Origin of the sequence: Microbacterium faecale (assembly GCF_014640975.1) — a bacterium.
Taxonomy (GTDB): domain Bacteria; phylum Actinomycetota; class Actinomycetes; order Actinomycetales; family Microbacteriaceae; genus Microbacterium; species Microbacterium faecale.
Genome location: NZ_BMHO01000001.1, coordinates 912,319 through 928,919, shown reverse-complemented (window position 1 = coordinate 928,919; position 16,601 = coordinate 912,319). Strand labels below are relative to the sequence as shown.

Below are 16,601 nucleotides of genomic sequence, written 5' to 3'. Positions count from 1 at the left end.
GATTCGTCATTGAACAAGCGGCGTGCGAGATCGTCGCGGGTAGGGCAAGCGCTACATGGAACGTGCACCTCCACGGCGCGGTCCATCGGGGCCGGGGCCGTCGAATACGTTCCACGGCACGAGCTCGTAGTCGTTCTCACAGGGCATCCCTGGCGCGAGCATGTATTCCCCTGTGGTCAGGTCCACAAGGCTCGAGAGCAGCGTTGACACCTGCTCGTGCGGGCCCTCTGTCGGATCCGGATGAGCGCACACGGATTTGGGATAGCCGAGGTGGTCGGAGACTGCCGCATGGACGCGTCGGCGGACTTCTGCCGAGTCCGCCGCGTCCCGACAGGCGAGCAGGCGCTCACGGAGGCGCGGGACGCGGAAGAGCGAGTCGACTGAGGCGGGGCGATACCGCGCGGCGAGCTGCTCTGGAACGAACGCCTGGTAATGGTTGCCGTGCACCAGGAGCCCGTCGTCCGGGTACATCCATCCATTCGCACCGGGGGTCGTCTCGAGGTCGATCGAGAAGTGATCGTGGTGGGTGATCAGTGCGTTGCTCGCGATGTGCTGTGGCGCGTGGTTGAGGACCCGCACGGCCTCCAGCAGTCCGGCCGAATCGAGCACGCGTCGCCGGATAAAGGCCTGCGGGACGCCCACCGACTCGTCGAACCGACCGCCGAGCCCGTTGGCGTTGAGCGCCAGGCCCGCGGAGTTCGCGCCCTGTCGGCCAATCTGTCCGGCCTCGACCTGCATCACGATCGTCGGTTTCGGATCCTGGACGATCCTGAGCACCATGAGCGTCTCGCTCGAGCCATGCAGCCAATCCCAGTTCTGCCCCGCATACACGTGGCCGTCGCCGCTCGCGCCGTGGGTCATCGAGAAGGACGAACAGCCGTCCAGAACCGTTTCCTCCCCCTCGGTGGACTTCCCGAAGGAGGTGTCGTAGATGATCTCGCCGCGCGCGTTGAGCGTGAGCACGTCGAGCATTTCCACGCCTGCACCGTCGGCGACGCCTTCGATCTCCTCCATGAGGTCCGGCGCATATCCACGGCACGTCTCGACCCACTGCTCGGCGCGCTGGAGCACCTGGCTCCACGTCAGCCCCGTCGCCTCGCCCACAGCATTCTCGTAGTGTTCCAACGAAGTGTGAATGCGCTCTTTCGCTGCTTCGCCGTACTGCTGGCCTCGCTCGACGGCGGAACCACGTAGCTCCACAACTGGAAGACTGAGATTATTCATGTACCACCCTGTCAGATTTGCAATGTAGCAGTCACTACGACAACCGCTACGATCAGTGTGGCACGCCCGCAAACATTGAGCAAGAGGTGTAGTGATGACTACGAGTCTCCACGAAGACATGACCTTACGCGAACGCGTCGAGGCGATGTGGCAGAACCTGTCGCCGACAGAACAGCGAATCGCCGAGGCCCTGCTTCGTTGCCCGCCGGAAAAGCTCGTCTTCTCGACGGCTGCCGATCTGGCGCAGCTCTCCAGCACCAGCGACGCTTCCGTGATCCGGATGTCGCGTCGCCTCGGATACAGCGGGCTCCCTGGCCTCAAACGCGAAGCGGGTGCCGCGCTGACCCGCGAGTCCGACCCTCGCAGCAGGCTCGAGCGCCGCATCGCGGAGCTCGGACCCGATCTGAACGCGGCGCTGACCGGTGTCATCACCGACGCCCGTGAACGCCTCGACGAGACCGAGCTGAGCCAGGACATGGCACAGCTCGGGGCCGCCGTCGCGCTGATCTCGAAGGCGTCCGAGGTGGTCAGTTACGGTGTCGGCGGATCCGAGCTCGCGGCACGTCACCTCAGCCTGAAGCTGAATCGCCTCGGACACCGCTCGCGACACGTCGGCACGACGGGGTTCCGCCTCGCCGACGACCTCCTCAGTCTGCAGGCATCAGATGTCGTCGTTCTATACGTTCCGGGGCGAATGCTTCGGGATGCCGAGGTACTCATCGAACGCGCGCGAGCTGTCGGCGCATCGTGCATCGCCGTCTCGGAGCGCGACCTTGCCGAACGCCTCAGCAGCACCGTCGACGTCGCACTGATCGCCCCGCAGTCTGCGGGGGGCTCGACTGCGGAGGCCCTCACGGCATTGATCGTCACGGACGTCCTCCTGCTCGGCGTCGCTGCGTTGGACGAGCCCCGCGCGCTCTACACATCAGACCTGCTGTCGACGTTGCGCCAGCGACTGATGGGCGACGCGTCCCACTGACGCCTGGTGCAGGATTCGCGTGAAGCGGTCGCGCGCGCGAGCATGGACGCATGCGCTTGCACATTCCGATCCATCGCCGGTGGGGCGACCAGGACGCCCTCGGCCACGTCAACAACGTCAGCATGATGAAGCTGCTCGAGGAGGCGCGGCTGCGCGCCTTCTGGCGCACGGGTGAGGCCGACGACGGCCCGATGGCCGTGTTCGGCGAGGACACCGTCGCGACCGATGGCGAGATCATGACGCTCATCGCGCGGCAGGAGATCGAGTATCTGCTGCCGACGCCCTATGCCAAGGAGCCGCTGGACATCCAGCTCTGGATCGGGCGGATTGGCGGATCCAGCGTCGAGATCTGTTACGAGGTCATGAGCCCGAAAACCGACGCGGATCGGGTCAGCTACGCCCGCGCGACGACGCTCGTCGTGCTCGTCGACACCAAGACGGGGCGCCCGACGCGGATGCCGGATCACATGCGCGAGGCGTGGACACCGTACCTCGAGGATCCGATCGCGCACCGCCGGTGACGAACGCGGCCGGGCCGAATCGAGCGCGGCCGGGCCGAATCGAACGCGGCCGGGCCGAATCGAACGCGGCCGGGCCGAATCGAGCGCGGCCGAGCGAGCGCGACCGGTGACGAGCGCGGCCGATCACGAGCGGGTCCCGGCGCACTACCCGAGCGCGCCGAGACAGCGTCAGCCGTGCACGCGAAGGTACTCGAGCTGCGTCGCGACGGACTCCTCGGCGGCGAAACGCACGGCGGGATCCGTGTGGCCGTAGACCGCGTCCGTGACGGAGGCGACCGACGCGCTCGAACCGAGCTTCGCGGCCGCTGCACGGACCTGTTCGAGCCGCTCGAGGCGATGTGCGCGCAGTCCGGCGCACGTGGCCGCGAGGTCCGGCAGCACGGAGCCGTGCCCGGGGAGGCCCCTGACGGATCCGAGAGCCGAGAGCCGGTCGAGCGAATCGAGATAGTCGGCGAGCGACCCGTCACCGTGGATGAGAACCGTTGTGCCGCGACCGAGGACCGTGTCACCCGTGAGCACGACGTCTTCGCCGTCCACGACGAAGCTCACCGAGTCGGCGGTGTGACCGGGCGTCGCGAGCACGCGGATAGCCGCCCCTCCCGCCTCGACGATCTCGCCGTCGACCAGCGGTTCGCCACCGTGGCAGAAGGCGGCATCGGCGGCGCGCACCGGAGCACCCGTCCGGGCATGCAGCGCCGCACTGGCTTCGGTGTGGTCGGCATGGTGGTGCGTGATGAGGATGAGTTCGACGCGACCGGCGCCCGCGACGGCGTCGACGTGTTCGAGCATGTCGGGGCCGGGATCCACGACGACGAGCCGGTCGTCAGCGCCGAGCAGGTAAGTATTGGTGCCCTCGAGCGACATGGGGCCCGGGTTCGGGGCGAGGACGACGCGGACATGCTCACTCACGCGGGTGGTCATGGCGCGACTCTATCCGGGATGGCGGGCAGGTGCCGCACGGGAGTCACGCCGGGAACTCGGTGAACCCGTACGCCGCCTCGGCGGGGATGACGTGCACCCGCGTTCCGTCGGGGAGCGTCTCCTGCCACGCGATCACGGGATACGGCGTGATGCCGGCGGCCTTGCGGAACGCTTCATCGGCGTCCTCGCTCTCGGCGAGGCGGAGGAGGTTCGCGTAGGTGGGGAGCATGATTGCGCGTTCGCCCGCCTGTGCCCGCTCGATGAGCGCGGAAGGGCGGGCCCATTCGATGTCGACGGTCTCGACGCCGTCGGCGACAGCGGTCTGGTTCCGTGGCGCTCGGGCGAGCAGGAAGCGCGTGTCGAATCTTTTCGGTGGGCCCTCGGGCGTGATCCAGTGCCCGAACGGGCGGATGTCGTCGAGCGCGAGCGTGCCGCCGGACGCTCGCACGGTCTCGCGGAACGTCGGGTGGGGCGCGGCGGGTTGAGCGACGTGGCCGCCGTCGGGCAGGTGCGCCAGCAGCAGGCTCGTCTCTTCGTAGGTCTCGCGGATGCCGGCGATACGGATCGCGCGCTCGTTCGGACCGAGGTCGTCCGCGCCGCTGACCAGCGGCAGCCATTCCTCGCTGCGATCGGCTTCGTCGACGACACCGCCGGGGAACACGATCGCCGAGGCGAAGGTCGCGTGGGCGTGCCGCCGCACGGTGAGGACCTCGAGGGGGTCGTCGCGCACGATCAGGATCGTCGCGGACAGGCGCACGCCGCCGGTCGTGGGATCACTCGTCATCTGAGACCCTCCGTCCCGGACTGTCGCGGGTGCGCGCCATGCGCACCACGCTAGCGACGAGAGACCCTCCCCCGCGTCACTTCGCGGCGAGAAGGCGCTGCACCCGCGGCGTGACCTCGGTCGCGAGGAGGGTGATCGATTCGATCAGGTGCTCCTGCGGCAAGCCGCCGATGTCCATCTGCAGGAAGTGGCGCATGTGGCCCATGTATCCGTGCAGGTGGACGATGCGCTCCGCGACCTCGTCGGGGTCGCCGACGTAGTACGCACCCGGGGCATCGGCCTGCGCGAGGAAGGCCTGCTTGTCGGGGGCTGGCCACCCGCGCAGGCGGCCCATCTCGACGTTGAGTGCATGCCATCCTGGGTACATCCGGTCGAGCGCTTCCTTCTTCGTCGGGGCGACCAGCCCCAGCGCGGCGACGGAGATCTTGATGTCGTCTCTCGTGTGGCCAGCGGTCGCGGCGGAACGACGATACAGCTCGGCCAGCGGAGCGAAGCGGTGGGGCGCGCCGCCGATGATGCCGTACGAGATCGGCAGGCCCAGCTTTCCGGCACGGGCGGAGGATCCGGCGTTGCCGCCGGTCGCCAACCAGATCGGCAGACGACCGTTCACCGGCCGCGGCACGACAGCCAGTCCGGGGATCTCAGGGCGGTGCTCACCCCGCCAGGTGACCTCGGCGGTCGGGCTGTCGTTCAGCGCCATCAGCAGGTCGAGCTTGTTGGCGTAGTACTCGTCGTATTCGGCCAGGTCGTAGCCGAACAGCGGGAAGGTCTCGACCGAGGATCCGCGGCCGGCAGTGATCTCGACGCGTCCTCCCCCGGACACCGCATCGGCGATCGCGAACTGCTGATAAACCCGCACCGGGTCGTCGGTGCTGATGATGCTCGCGCCGCTGCCGAGAATGATCTGCTTCGTGGCGCCCGCGGCGGCGGCGATGACGGCACCCGGCGAGGACGCCGGCATACTCATCGTGTGGTGCTCGCCGACGCCGAAGTAGTCGAGACCGACCGTGTCGGCGTGGACGATGGCTTCATGCAGGTTGCGGATGGCTCCCGCGGTGTCGACCTGTTCGCCGTTGTCGTCGAATTGCGTGTCACCGAAGCTGTAGGCGCCGATTTCCATGATGCCCCTTCACCAAACCGATTTGTATTCATCATCATACATTTCGCAGGTCACCGGGGCATGGTGCTGCGCGGATATCAGGCGTCTCGGCACCAACGGCTCGCCATAGCCGCCCACCGCGCGGATCCGAGTTGGATCCCGTGAGAGGGCATGGATCGTCGGCCTTGCGCCACTGACCCCTCAGGCCGCGAAGTCGATCTCCGCGCTCATCACCGTGCCGCCCTCGCGGCCGGGCGCCGTGTGGTCTGCCCAGTACAGATTCGTGTGGGCGATGACGAGCTCCGGGGCCGGGGCGCCGTACGACGTGGCGTCTTCGGTGGTGTGCGCGTCGGCGACGAGCGTGGCGTCGTAGCCGCGGGCGATGGCGCCGTGCAGGGTCGATCGGATGCACTCGTCGGTCTGGGCGCCCGAGACGAACAGGTGGCCCACGCCGCGGTCGGCGAGCACCTGCTCGAGGTCGGTATCTTCGAACGCATCGCCATACTCCTTGGCCACGAGAGGCTCGGCCTCGTCGCGGGTGAGCTCCGGAACGAGCTGCCACGCGTCGCTGCCGCGCGGGTGATCCTCGTCTTCGTCCTGTACCCAGATAACGTCGGATCCGGCGGCGCGCGCCCGGTCGACGAGCGTCGCGATCCGCGCGACGACGGCATCGCGATCGTGAGCCTCGCCGATCGCGCAGTTCTGCACATCGACGACGAGCAACGCGGAGTTCGGACGATTCTCGAGCGTGGTCAAACGGTCTCCTTCGACGCGAGAGGCGGTGTGCCGACGACGAGACTATCTTCCCGCGCCGACGAGCGCGATACCCCTCACTCGTCGTCATCGTGCGCGTGACGACCGGACCGCAACGAAGCTTCACAGCGTTTGTCGTCCGCGCCGCGCCGTGTGAGGATTTCGACATGATCGACGGTTGGAGCCTCTCGTACGTTGTCAGTGAAACGATCCCCAACTGGATCATGGCGATTGCCGCGGCCGGCGCCGTCATCGTCTTCGTCTGGCGCAAGCGCGATAAGGCCGAGCAGGCGGCGCTGCGCGTGGAAGAGCGCGGCGACAAGATCGACGCCCACTGGGTCGCGATGCCGAGCGGCGCGAACGACGGGAAGCACCGATGGGGCGTGCTGATCACGAACGGATTCGGCTCGTCGCTGTCGAACGTCGAGGTGAGCTGCAGTGGCAATCGCCGCAGCGGCACACTGCGGATCTCAGCGCTTGCTCACGGCCGCCACTTCGTCGAGTCGTCCTCCGGCGAACATCCCTGGGGCTTGCCGGAACTCGTCGCGAATGGGGCGGACATCACGCCGATCACTTCCAGCACGACGCACCGGGTGACACAGATCTCATTCGGCGCGCTTGGGCGTCACTATGTTCGTCACGCGGACGGACGGGTCGAGCTCTTGACCCGCCCGGCGGGGTGACTCGAAGAGCGTCACTCGTGTTCCGCGAAGCTATGGGCAAGCACGGGCGGGTGCGAGACTTCGCGGCTTCCCCGACGCCAGTGAGCGCGTTGGAGAGTCCGCAGCCCTGATGAACACTCACCACCGCCAGACGACCGGTGGCTCTCGCGTAGGCATCGGCCATACACGTGGCCCCCATCTCGTGACGTGCAGCCACGAAGGACACTCCCTCGGCCGTCATCGCGTTCGTCGTTCGGAAGTTTCCGCTGCCGACGACGCCGAAGATCTCGGCGACTCATCGAGACGTCACCCACGGCCGAGTTGTCCGGCAAGATCGCGCACCGCGGTCGCGGCTTCGACGAGTGCCGCCTTCTCCTCGCTCGTGCACTCGAACGCGTCGCTGACGGCGGCAGATCCGCCCGCGAACGATGTCGGCAGCCCGATGAAGGCGCTACTCGGAAGAAAGTCGACGCTGTCCGTTGAGACCGATAGCGGCAACTCAGCGCCGCTCCTGGTCGCTCGGACGACGGAGGCGACTCCGGCTGCCGTCGACCTGATCGACGAACGGCCGCTCTTCAGTTCGTGCCAGCGGGCGAACCACCCTTCCGTCCATGTGTCGATGCGCTGCCGTTGCCCGGCGTCGAGTTCGACCGGCTCGTCGTCGATGCGCACGCCGCTGTAGAGCGGCACGAGCTGCTCGCCGTGCACGCCGAGCGCGTGTGCCTGCACGCGGTCGGGTTCAACGCCGACCTCGGCTGCGATCGCCACTCGCAAGCGCGTCGAGTCGTTCACGGAATACCCGATGATGCGATCGCGGGGGATCGTCTCTTCACGGGCCAATCGTTCAGCCATCGCGTCAACGGGATTGGTGACGAGCAAAACGGTGCCGTGCTCTCCGGCGACTTGTGAGATGAGCGGGACCAGCGATATCAGCAGTTCCCAGTTCACCTGCGCAAAGCTGCTCCGTGACTGACCGGGCTTCTCTCCGAGCGTCGCCGCGCACACCACGAAGTCGGATGACCCGAGCGCATGCAGTGCCGAATGCGGATCCTCGACGGTGATGTGCGGAGGCTGGTGGCCCGCAGCGACGCTCGCTTCGCTGAGGTCGATGCGGTCGGCTTCGAGCAGATTCGTGCGCAGATCGACCAGGTGGAGTTCATCGAACAGGTCGCGCGCGACGAACTCCGCGGCGACCGTCTGGCCGATTCCTCCGGCCGCGCCGATGATTGTTGCTGAGGTCATGACACCTTCTCTTTCTCGCTTCGCGCAGAGTTGCGGCGACGGATGGCTCGCGCCACCATCGGCCCGGCCACACCCCTCACCCGCGCTCGTCGAAGACGCGCTTGGCCTTCATCTCGTTCTTCGGGAGCGAGTCGGGGGCGACAACCTCGACGGTGGCGCGCACCTCGCAGCGCGAGCGGATCTCGGCGGTCACCATCTCGGCGACGCGGGAGTCGGTGTGCTCGACGATAACGGTCATCACGTCGAGTCCGTCTGACTTGGTCGACAAGCGGATCTGGAACTCGTCACCGGTCCCGGCCACGGCGCGCACGGCCTCCTCGATCTGCACGGGAAAGAACTTGATCCCCCGCAGGTTGAGCAGGTCGTCCGAGCGACCGGTCATGCACCCCATGGCGCGCACGTGGCTGCGGCCGCAGGCACACGGATCCGTCGACAGCGTCGTGTAGTCGCCGACGAGGAAGCGCAGCTGCGGCGAGCTCTCGGAGGCGAGATTCGTGCACACCGAGACGCCCTTGACACCGTCGGGCGAGGTGATGAGGGTGTCGGGGTCGACGGTCTCCCACACCTGGATGTCTTCCATCAGGTGGATGAAGGGGGTGTCGCCCTCCTGATACTCAGGGCACGAGTATCCGCCGCAGTGCGGGGACGCCTCGGTGCAGCCGTAGAACTCGACGGCCTTCGCGCCCCAGAGGTCCTGGATCCGTTCGAGCGTGCCGCGCACCCCCGAGAACGGCTCCCCGCCGGTGACGAGCCACTGCACGGCGGTGTCGGCCGGATCCCTGCCCATCTCCTGCATGACGCGTCCGAGGTACAACGCGTACGAGGGCGTGCAGACCAGCACGCGCGGCGCGAAGCGCTCGACCAGGCCGGCGCGCGCCTTGCCGTCCATGCCGCCGCCGGGGATGACCGGAAGCCTCATCTTCGCCAGCGCATACTGCACGCCCCACGCGAACACGTGCGGCCCGAAGCCGACCATGGGCAGCGCGGCATCGCCCGTGCGGAGTCCGCCGGAGTGGAGGGCGCGGGCGTTGGCCTGCTCCCAGTGCTTGCGGTCGAAGTGCGTGTAGCGGAAGGCGCGGGGCACACCGGTTGTGCCGGAGGAGGAGAACAGCATCCAGCCGCGGTCGTTCCACTCGTCGTCACCACAGGTCGAGTACGTGCCGTAGGGCGGGTGCTCGGTGACGTCGGCCATCATCTCCTGCTTGGTGACGACGGGCCAGTTCGCGATCATCGACTCCACCGAGTGCACGTCGGTGGGCGCGACGCCGAGCCGGTCGAACCGGGCGCGATAGAAGGCGCTGTTCTCGTAGAGGAAGGGTGCGACGGCGGCGATCTTCTCGTCCTGCACCTCGCGCACGCGATCCCGCGACCACGTGTCCTTCGCCGACCAGTAGTCGGCGCTGATCGGCGATTCGCGATCCTCGTGATACTTCTCGAGCACGGCCTTCCACGTGTCCCGCGTCGTCTCTGCCGCGAACGCACTCGCCATCATGTCCTCCTCGACGTGATCAGTAAGGTGGTGACCGACTTCCCGCTCGCCGCGCATACGCGTCGGCACCGGATCCGACTGCCCTCACCGTAGTAAGTTTCATACTAGAACGGACACCCGGCATGCACCACCGTCAGGTTTCCGACGGGAGCAAACGAAAGGATCCGCGAACGTGACGGACGAGCGGGCGCGCAACCACGGCACCACGTCGGTGCAGCGCACCGAGGAGCTGCTGCGGTACGGGGCGTCGTCGCTCGTGCTGCGCGAGGCGTTCTTCCGGGTGCGCCGATTCGACGACTTCCAGCGCGTGCTGGACATCTCGCGATCCGTGCTGTCGCGCACGCTCAAGCATCTCGTCGAGGCGGGGATCCTCGAACGACGCCGCTACCAGCAGCGCCCCGACCGCTACGAATACCTGCTCACGGAAGCGGGCCTCGAGCTCTACCCCGTCTTCCTCGTGATGAAGCAGTGGGGCGAGAAGTGGCTCGGCGACGATGCGCGCGACATCTCCCTGCACCACGTCACGTGCGGGCACGTCTCGACGCCGCAGCTCACGTGCGACCACTGCGGCGGGCCCGTCCACGCGCGCGACATGCGATACGTGATCGACGGCGACGCCTGACCGATCAGCCGCGGAAGCGCTCGACGAGCTCGTCGGGAAGCGGCGCCGAGCCCAGCCCGCCGTCGGGCTTCTCGGCCGTCCAGACCCGCGTCTCGTAGCCCTCGACGCAGACCTCGTCGCCCTTCGTGAGCGTGTGGCGGATGCTGAAGCTGCGGGTGCCGATCTCGGCGATCTCGCTCGTGATCTGCACATCGTCGCCGAAGCGGCACGGAGCGCGGAATGAGGCACGCGTGTCGACGACGGGACATCCGGCCGCGCCGAATCGCTCGAGGAGTTGCGGCTTCGGCCAACCGGCGGCCTCGTAGAGCATCGTCGTGCCGTGATCGAACCACCGGAAGAACTGCGGATTGAAGACGATCCCGGCCGGGTCGCAGTCTCCCCACTCCACTCGGCGCGACAGCGTGTTCGACAACATGGCGTTCCCCTTCTCCTGCCTCAGCGGCGAGCACGGATCCGAACCTGCACTTCCGCGTGCTCTCTCGCCAGGCTATAGTCAGTTCTAAATTAGAATCTACCCCGTGGAGGAGATCCTCATGACGGACAACAGCCTGCAGTCGTTGATGGAGCAGGAAGAGAGCATCGTCGCTCGCTTCTACCGCAGCGCGCCGAAGACGGCGCTGAACATCTTCGGCGTGATGATGCCCGTCGACGCCGTGCGCGCGGAGTTCACGACGTGGCGTGACGAGCAGCTGTCGTGGCGCAACGGCATCGCGCTGCACGACCAGAGCTACCACATGCACAACCTGCGGGTACGGGGCAAGGACGCCCTCGCGTTGTTCTCGCACCTCGGCATCAACTCGTTCGCGACGTTCCGGCCCGGGGCGGCGAAGCAGTTCATCGCGTGCTCCCCCGAGGGCTACGTCATCGGCGACGCGATCCTCTACTACTTGGACGAGGAAGACCTGCTGCTCGTCGGCAACCCGGCGTCGACCGACTGGGTGCAGTACCACGCGGAGACGGGCGACTTCGAGGTCGAAGCCGAGCTGGATCCGGTGTGGGCGCTCAATAAGGACAAGCGCCGGCTGGTGTGGCGCTATCAGGTGGAGGGCCCGAACGCGTACGAGCTGCTCGAGGAACTGAACGGCGGCCCGCTGCCGGAGATCAAGTTCTTCCGGTCGGCGACGATCTCGGTCGACGGCCACGAGGTGCGCGCCATGCGTCACAGCATGGGCGGCGTGCCGGGGCTCGAGCTGTCCGGATCCTGGGACACCCGCAACCAGGTCAAGACCGCGCTCGTGCAGGCGGGCAAGAAGCACGGGCTGCGGCAGATCGGTTCCCTCGCCTACTTCAGCACGGTGATGGAGTCGGGCTGGTGGGCGGTGCCGTTCTCGGCGGTGTACACGAGCCCCGCACTCGCGGACTACCGCGCATGGTTGTCGGATCGCAGCGCCTCGGCGCGCATGTCGCTCGGCGGCAGCTTCTTCTCGGACAACCCCGAGGACTACTACGCGACCCCGTGGGATCTGAACTACGGCCACATCATCAAGTTCGACCATGACTTCGTGGGTCGCGAGGCGCTGGAGAAGATGGCGGATCAGCCGCACCGCAAGAAGGTCACGCTGCTGTGGCACCCGGATGACTTCACGCAGGTCTTCCAGCGCCTCGTCGGCGACGGCCCCTCCGCGCTGCACATCGACCTGCCCGTCTCGGCGACCGGGCGGCTGCACTACGACAAGGTGCTGGACGACGCCGGCGAGCTGGTCGGCTTCGGCACGTATCCGGCGTACAGCTACAACGAACGCGCGATGATGTCGCTCGGATCGATCGACGAGCGGCTGGCGGAGCCCGGCACCGAGCTCACGCTCATCTGGGGCGAGGACGGCGGCGGCAGCCGCAGCGGCGGGCGGGTCGAGCCGCACGAGCAGGTGCGGATCCGCGTGACCGTTGCGCCGACGCCGATCGGCGACGTGGCCCGGGAGTATCGTGCGCGGTCGAACGCGGAGCTGACCGTCACGGGGTGACGGGCGGATGGGATCAGACGGCGAGCCGTTAGTAGCTCGCGGCTGACGGCAGCCACCGCACACGCCAAGGGACGCGGGCTCTCGCTGCGCGCGCTACGAACGCACCGATCACGCCGTGCGGGTTGATGCGGTGGCAATCCCTTCGTTTGTCAGTGATCGTGGGCTACTCTCGAACCAGGTTCACGAGTTGCAGCTGTCGGTACCTGGCCGGCTGCACGGCAACCCTCTCCATCGAGCGGGGTGCCCCAGGGGAAGAACCGGCTCGTCGCGACCGCGGCGGGCAAGTCGATGGGAGTTCGCCGCGTGCGGGCACCCGGAACGGAGTTCTCCGATGTCCCTGATCTATGTCGATTCCGGCGCCGATGACAATCTCGATCCCGCTGACGGCTGGGGCGACGTCCCCGAAGCCGACCGGCCGCTGTGGTCGCGCTACATGGTCGATTACATGCCGTGGTTCCCGGGCGCCGTCATCATGAACTACATCGCCCCCGGTGTGATGAATGGCGGCACGCGTGCGCCGCAGATCTGGAAGGATGCGGCCCGCGCGCTCCACGCCGCCGGGTTCACGCCGGCCGACTACTACCTGCTCGCGACGCTCGTGACGGGGCGATTCCGCAACGAACTCGACGTGCACCGGCACGCGCGCCTGTTCGAGCTGTGGCCGGACGAGAAGAGAGCGGGGGATTTCCGCTTCACTCCGGCGGCGTGGAAGCCCTGGCTCGAGAGAGTGCAAGCGGGTGAGTCACCCAGCAGGGCGGTCGAGCACATCCTCACGGGCGGGAAGCCGCGGGCGATGGGAACGCTTGTGACGCGCGGTCAGCCGACGAGGGTGGTCGGCGACTGACACGGCTGCCGGCGCGTCGCCGAGCGGCACGTCGGCAGCGCGTTACGCAGCGATCCCCGCGACGTACGCTTCAAACACCCGCACGAATTCCGCCTCAGTCACGATCGGAATCCCGTGCTTCGCCGCCGTCTTCGCCTTGCCCGACTGCGTTGCGGGATCCGCTGCGACGAGCACCGCACAGTTCTTCGTCACGCTGCCGGTCGTGAATCCGGCTTCCGCGATCGTCTGCGCCCATTCCGCGCGCTCGCGGCTCAGGGCACCGGTAAACACCACGCGCGCCCCAGGCGAGAGTACGAACGTTGCCCCGGTTTCGGGCGCATCGACCGCGGCCGACGACCTCGCGACTGAGGGCACAGAGATCGGATCCGACGTCTCGGCTGACGAAGGAAGGGATGGCACCTCGAGGTCGAGCACGGCCGCGATCTGCTCGAGTTCGCGACACTCCGACTGCGTGACCTGGCCATCGGCGGCCGCTTCGTCGACCGCCGCCGCGAGATAGGCAGCGTGGAGGCGACGGCGGCGACGTTCACCGACTTCGACGATGTCGGCGATCGCGTCGAGGCGCGAGTGCTCGTGTCAACGTCGGCTGAATTCTGACCCCCTATCGACGTCTGAAAGTTGACCCCTCTCGGGGTTGTTGATCGTTACTGTTCGCCGCCCTGGGCGGGCGGTGTCTTGAGCAGCTCGCGGCGCGAGCGGGTCCGGTAGGAGTCCCCGCCAAGGGTGAGGACCTCGGCGTGGTGGACGAGCCGGTCGATCATCGCGCCCGCGACGACGTCGTCAGCGAAGATTTCGCCCCAGCGCCCGAACGGCATGTTGCTGGTGACCAGGATCGATCCCTGTTCGTAGCGCGCCGCGATCAGCTGGAAGAACAGGTTCGCCGTGTCCGCGTCGAACGGGAGGTAGCCGACCTCGTCCATGATCAGCAGCCGGTAGCGCCGGAGCCGCTTGAGCTCCTTCTCCAACCGCCCCTCGCGATGCGCGGTCTGCAGGCGCGATGCCCAACCGGTGGCGGTATCGAATGCGGTCGGAAAGCCCGCGTGACAGGCCTTGATGCCCAGCCCGATCCCGAGATGCGTCTTCCCGACCCCGGGAGGACCGAGCAAGACGACGTTCTCGGCCTTCGCGATCCAGGACGTCGTCGCCAGATGCGCGAGAACATCGCGGCGCAGGGACGGCTGGTGATCGAGATTGAAGTCCTCGAGGGTCTTGACCTGCGGGAAGTGCGCCCCGCTGATCCGCAACGCCGTGCCGTTCGCTTCCCGGTCGGCGACCTGGCGCTGCAACACCGCGGCGAGGTAGTCCTCGTGCGACCATCCCTCCTCGCGCGCGGTCGCCGCCAGAGGCTCCCAGACGCGCCCGATCGTGGGGGTCTTCAACGCTCTGACCAGGTAGCCGATCGTCGACGCGGTCTCCGTCACGGAGCCCATCACGACACTTCCCCGGTGGTCGGGTTGAAATCGATGCCGAACAGGGCGTCGTAGTCGGCCGTGTCGCGGAACATCACCCGATGCTCCGGCGCCCGCAACATCTCCCGCCGCTGCCGATCGCGGTCGCGTTTGGCGCCGGTGTACTGGGCCCGCAGCCCCTTCGCGATCATCACGTGCGACGGGTCGGTCACGACCGCGCCCGACGCCCAACACCGCGCATGATCGGCGACCGTGACGCCGTCGCAGACGACGATCACGCGCGTCAGCGTCGCGGTGACATCGACGAGCCGGCCGATCACCCGCGGGTCGACGGAGTAATCGTTCCCATCGACACGGACGTAATAGTCCCTCCCCAGCCGGACCCGCGTGACCAGGCCCGTCGCTGGCGGATGCGGCGGCAACGCGGTCATCGCCGCGACATCCCGGTCGAGGGCATCAACAGGACGCCCGCCGAGAGAGCGGACCGTGCGGGCGTTCGCGCGCGGCAGCCAGCCATGCAGCTGATCGTTGAAGTCCGCAGGCGAGGCGAACTGACGCCCCGGCAGGAACGACGTCTCCAGGAACCCGTTGTTCCGCTCGACCATGCCCTTGAATTCCGGATCCCGCGGAGGGGCGAGCACGATCCTCGTCGCGAGCGTCCCCGCGAACGCCGACGCCGCCTGGGTGACTTTCCCTTTCCCGCCGATCGCGGCCTCGCGATCCCAGACGAGCGTCTTCGACACCGCCCCGACACCGCTGATCAGCTGCCACATCCCCGCCAGCAGGTCTCCCGCCTGACGCGACGGCAACATCACCGCCTGGAGGAACCTCGAGAACGTCAGCGTCATCACCAGCACCGGCAGCATCGCCGCCTGCCCGAACCCGACCGGGATCCGCAGCTCCGGGAACCACAAGTCCATCTGCGCGGACTGCCCGGGCTGGTAAACGATCCGGTCCGCCGGATCGAGGCCGGCGTACTCCGGGCGGATCTGCCGGATCCGGTCTTTCAAGATCGTGATCGAGTGCTCCCAGCCGATGCGCTCCGCGATCACCGTCGCGGGCATCTTCACGTCCACCGCGAGCAGCTTGCGGACCTCGGGCTCGACCGCGTCGACAAGAGACCCCTTCCTAGCGCGTCGATACGTCGGCGGCTCGTCGGACGCGAGCGCTGCGCGGACCGTGTTCCTCGCGACGCCGAGCGTGCGGGCGATGGCCTTGATCGGCATGCCCTCGGCCTTGTGCAGTCGGCGGATCTCCGCCCAGTCTTCCACTGAAATCACCCTCCAAGAGTGTCGGAGGGGGTCAAGATTCATCCGACGCTACGGGGTCAGTATTCACCCGGCGTCGACACCCTGGCCCGCTGGCCCCACCGACCACAGGCGCGATCACGTGTTCTATTACCGTTACAAGGCCGACAACGCCCGCCGCACCCTGCGCGGCATCGCCCAGCAGGTCGAGAAAGCAGAGAACGCTGTCGCCGGCCGGGTCTCGGTGAAGCGGAACCGGTTCGTGAAACTCACCGGCGGCGACAAGACCGTCAACCGCGACCTCGAAGCGAAAGCACGCGCACTCGCGGGCATCAAGGGATACGTGACGAACCTCACCGACGAGCCCGCGGAGTTCGTCATCGACGCCTACCACCGGCTCTTCGAGGTCGAGAAGAGCTTCCGCATGTCGAAGAGCGACCTCCGCGCCCGACCAATCTACGCCAGGGTCCGTGACTCGATCGACGCGCACCTCCAGGTCGTGATCGCCGCCCTCGCCGTCTCGCGTAGGGTCGAGGACACCACCGGCTTGTCCATCCGGAAGTTCGTCAAGACGCTACGCCGCTACCGCGAAATCATCATCAACGTCGACGGACACGAAATCGCAGCCGCCGACACCCTCACCGATGACGTCGCCGCGGTCATCGAAGCCATCAAACAGCGAGCCGCCGCAGGGCACTAGCCTGATAAAAGTCGGGACAGCCAGACCATGGCGGTGAGCCTCGGCATCCACGTTACGAACGGCCTCGAACCAGGGGTTCGGGTCCAGCCCCTATCAGCGATCGCGCACCGCCGACCGGGCTCGGTGACAACACCCCCCAGATCA

The 16,601-nt window shown here is 67.4% G+C and carries 18 protein-coding genes, 1 pseudogene and 1 riboswitch; of the genes and pseudogenes, 7 read left to right on the top strand and 12 right to left on the bottom strand.

Translation table 11 applies throughout. The features are described from left to right. Window positions 1-51 precede the first annotated feature (51 nt). Window positions 52-1,224 carry a C45 family autoproteolytic acyltransferase/hydrolase gene (locus IEW87_RS04205; RefSeq protein WP_188711037.1) on the bottom strand — a complete coding sequence of 391 codons (1,173 nt, stop codon included), beginning with the start codon at window positions 1,222-1,224 and terminating at the stop codon, window positions 52-54. A 94-nt stretch (window positions 1,225-1,318) separates the two neighbouring features. On the opposite strand from IEW87_RS04205, the gene IEW87_RS04200 reads away from it, so the two are divergent. Further along, the gene (locus IEW87_RS04200) at window positions 1,319-2,203 is read left to right on the top strand and encodes a MurR/RpiR family transcriptional regulator (protein ID WP_188711036.1); all 885 of its coding nucleotides are present in this window, start codon (window positions 1,319-1,321) and stop codon (window positions 2,201-2,203) included. Between the two features lie 50 nt (window positions 2,204-2,253). Continuing rightward, a complete protein-coding gene (locus IEW87_RS04195; RefSeq protein WP_188711035.1) occupies window positions 2,254-2,724 on the top strand; it encodes an acyl-CoA thioesterase in 471 nt (156 codons plus the stop codon). A gap of 168 nt (window positions 2,725-2,892) precedes the next feature. On the opposite strand, the gene IEW87_RS04190 is transcribed toward IEW87_RS04195, so the two are convergent. The 4 genes from IEW87_RS04190 to IEW87_RS04175 form a co-directional block, all read right to left on the bottom strand. Continuing rightward, entirely contained in the window at window positions 2,893-3,645 is a 753-nt protein-coding gene (locus IEW87_RS04190; protein WP_188711034.1) for an MBL fold metallo-hydrolase, read from the bottom strand. A 43-nt stretch (window positions 3,646-3,688) separates the two neighbouring features. Continuing rightward, window positions 3,689-4,429 (bottom strand): NUDIX hydrolase, encoded by a 741-nt coding sequence (locus tag IEW87_RS04185; protein WP_188711033.1) that lies wholly within the window; start codon window positions 4,427-4,429, stop codon window positions 3,689-3,691. Window positions 4,430-4,505: 76 nt separating this feature from the next. Beyond that, window positions 4,506-5,549, bottom strand: coding sequence for an LLM class flavin-dependent oxidoreductase (locus tag IEW87_RS04180; RefSeq protein ID WP_188711032.1), 1,044 nt, complete (start codon window positions 5,547-5,549; stop codon window positions 4,506-4,508). A 180-nt stretch (window positions 5,550-5,729) separates the two neighbouring features. After that, window positions 5,730-6,284, bottom strand: coding sequence for an isochorismatase family protein (locus tag IEW87_RS04175; RefSeq protein WP_188711031.1), 555 nt, complete (start codon window positions 6,282-6,284; stop codon window positions 5,730-5,732). A 164-nt stretch (window positions 6,285-6,448) separates the two neighbouring features. Here IEW87_RS04175 and IEW87_RS04170 point away from each other — a divergent pair, with 164 nt between their 5' ends. Continuing rightward, window positions 6,449-6,964, top strand: a complete 516-nt coding sequence (locus IEW87_RS04170; protein ID WP_188711030.1) for a hypothetical protein — start codon at window positions 6,449-6,451, stop codon at window positions 6,962-6,964. Here the strand turns inward: IEW87_RS04170 and IEW87_RS04165 are convergent. The 3 genes from IEW87_RS04165 to IEW87_RS04155 all read right to left on the bottom strand — a co-directional run bounded on the left by IEW87_RS04165 (window position 6,852) and on the right by IEW87_RS04155 (window position 9,674). Further along, window positions 6,852-7,184, bottom strand: a complete 333-nt coding sequence (locus tag IEW87_RS04165) for a thiamine pyrophosphate-binding protein (RefSeq protein WP_229730933.1) — start codon at window positions 7,182-7,184, stop codon at window positions 6,852-6,854. The two genes, IEW87_RS04170 and IEW87_RS04165, sit on opposite strands and share 113 nt — an antisense overlap. A 65-nt stretch (window positions 7,185-7,249) precedes the next feature. Further along, window positions 7,250-8,185 (bottom strand): lactate/malate family dehydrogenase, encoded by a 936-nt coding sequence (locus tag IEW87_RS04160; RefSeq protein ID WP_188711029.1) that lies wholly within the window; start codon window positions 8,183-8,185, stop codon window positions 7,250-7,252. Window positions 8,186-8,261: 76 nt separating this feature from the next. Next, on the bottom strand, window positions 8,262-9,674 hold the full coding sequence (locus IEW87_RS04155; RefSeq protein ID WP_188711028.1) for a phenylacetate--CoA ligase family protein: 1,413 nt from the start codon (window positions 9,672-9,674) through the stop codon (window positions 8,262-8,264). A 172-nt stretch (window positions 9,675-9,846) separates the two neighbouring features. Between IEW87_RS04155 and IEW87_RS04150 the strand changes: the two genes are divergently transcribed. Continuing rightward, window positions 9,847-10,296, top strand: a complete 450-nt coding sequence (locus IEW87_RS04150) for a winged helix-turn-helix transcriptional regulator (RefSeq protein ID WP_188711027.1) — start codon at window positions 9,847-9,849, stop codon at window positions 10,294-10,296. 4 nt (window positions 10,297-10,300) lie between these two features. Here the strand turns inward: IEW87_RS04150 and IEW87_RS04145 are convergent, their stop codons facing one another. Then, complete coding sequence (locus tag IEW87_RS04145; RefSeq protein ID WP_188711026.1) at window positions 10,301-10,711, bottom strand: acyl-CoA thioesterase; 411 nt, start codon at window positions 10,709-10,711, stop codon at window positions 10,301-10,303. Window positions 10,712-10,829: 118 nt separating this feature from the next. Between IEW87_RS04145 and IEW87_RS04140 the strand changes: the two genes are divergently transcribed. Both IEW87_RS04140 and IEW87_RS04135 read left to right on the top strand, forming a co-directional pair. After that, on the top strand, window positions 10,830-12,257 hold the full coding sequence (locus IEW87_RS04140; RefSeq protein ID WP_188711025.1) for an aminomethyl transferase family protein: 1,428 nt from the start codon (window positions 10,830-10,832) through the stop codon (window positions 12,255-12,257). 178 nt (window positions 12,258-12,435) lie between these two features. Next, window positions 12,436-12,550: riboswitch (SAM riboswitch) on the top strand. Window positions 12,551-12,588: 38 nt separating this feature from the next. Beyond that, complete coding sequence (locus IEW87_RS04135) at window positions 12,589-13,101, top strand: hypothetical protein (RefSeq protein ID WP_229730932.1); 513 nt, start codon at window positions 12,589-12,591, stop codon at window positions 13,099-13,101. 42 nt (window positions 13,102-13,143) lie between these two features. On the opposite strand, the gene IEW87_RS04130 is transcribed toward IEW87_RS04135, so the two are convergent. The 3 genes from IEW87_RS04130 to istA form a co-directional block, all read right to left on the bottom strand. Next, complete coding sequence (locus tag IEW87_RS04130) at window positions 13,144-13,371, bottom strand: BRCT domain-containing protein (protein WP_188711024.1); 228 nt, start codon at window positions 13,369-13,371, stop codon at window positions 13,144-13,146. 374 nt (window positions 13,372-13,745) lie between these two features. Beyond that, window positions 13,746-14,531 carry an IS21-like element helper ATPase IstB gene (gene istB / locus IEW87_RS04125; RefSeq protein WP_188711023.1) on the bottom strand — a complete coding sequence of 262 codons (786 nt, stop codon included), beginning with the start codon at window positions 14,529-14,531 and terminating at the stop codon, window positions 13,746-13,748. Beyond that, window positions 14,531-15,790, bottom strand: a complete 1,260-nt coding sequence (gene istA, locus IEW87_RS04120; protein WP_229730931.1) for an IS21 family transposase — start codon at window positions 15,788-15,790, stop codon at window positions 14,531-14,533. Before istA ends, istB begins: the two co-directional genes overlap by 1 nt. Before the next feature lie 70 nt (window positions 15,791-15,860). On the opposite strand from istA, the pseudogene IEW87_RS04115 reads away from it, so the two are divergent. Beyond that, window positions 15,861-16,457: pseudogene (locus IEW87_RS04115) on the top strand (IS1634 family transposase); the annotation flags it as partial. Window positions 16,458-16,601: the final 144 nt, after the last annotated feature.

What these genes read in the sequence shown, in the direction of transcription:
- IEW87_RS04140 (WP_188711025.1), top strand. Translation starts at nt 10,830, where the DNA reads ATGACGGACAACAGCCTGCAGTCGTTGATGGAGCAGGAAGAGAGCATC.
- IEW87_RS04160 (WP_188711029.1), bottom strand. Translation starts at nt 8,185, where the DNA reads ATGACCTCAGCAACAATCATCGGCGCGGCCGGAGGAATCGGCCAGACG.
- IEW87_RS04135 (WP_229730932.1), top strand. Translation starts at nt 12,589, where the DNA reads ATGTCCCTGATCTATGTCGATTCCGGCGCCGATGACAATCTCGATCCC.
- IEW87_RS04170 (WP_188711030.1), top strand. Translation starts at nt 6,449, where the DNA reads ATGATCGACGGTTGGAGCCTCTCGTACGTTGTCAGTGAAACGATCCCC.
- IEW87_RS04190 (WP_188711034.1), bottom strand. Translation starts at nt 3,645, where the DNA reads ATGACCACCCGCGTGAGTGAGCATGTCCGCGTCGTCCTCGCCCCGAAC.
- IEW87_RS04165 (WP_229730933.1), bottom strand. Translation starts at nt 7,184, where the DNA reads ATGACGGCCGAGGGAGTGTCCTTCGTGGCTGCACGTCACGAGATGGGG.
- IEW87_RS04155 (WP_188711028.1), bottom strand. Translation starts at nt 9,674, where the DNA reads ATGGCGAGTGCGTTCGCGGCAGAGACGACGCGGGACACGTGGAAGGCC.
- IEW87_RS04205 (WP_188711037.1), bottom strand. Translation starts at nt 1,224, where the DNA reads ATGAATAATCTCAGTCTTCCAGTTGTGGAGCTACGTGGTTCCGCCGTC.
- IEW87_RS04185 (WP_188711033.1), bottom strand. Translation starts at nt 4,429, where the DNA reads ATGACGAGTGATCCCACGACCGGCGGCGTGCGCCTGTCCGCGACGATC.
- IEW87_RS04195 (WP_188711035.1), top strand. Translation starts at nt 2,254, where the DNA reads ATGCGCTTGCACATTCCGATCCATCGCCGGTGGGGCGACCAGGACGCC.
- IEW87_RS04145 (WP_188711026.1), bottom strand. Translation starts at nt 10,711, where the DNA reads ATGTTGTCGAACACGCTGTCGCGCCGAGTGGAGTGGGGAGACTGCGAC.
- IEW87_RS04180 (WP_188711032.1), bottom strand. Translation starts at nt 5,549, where the DNA reads ATGGAAATCGGCGCCTACAGCTTCGGTGACACGCAATTCGACGACAAC.
- IEW87_RS04200 (WP_188711036.1), top strand. Translation starts at nt 1,319, where the DNA reads ATGACTACGAGTCTCCACGAAGACATGACCTTACGCGAACGCGTCGAG.
- istB (WP_188711023.1), bottom strand. Translation starts at nt 14,531, where the DNA reads ATGGGCTCCGTGACGGAGACCGCGTCGACGATCGGCTACCTGGTCAGA.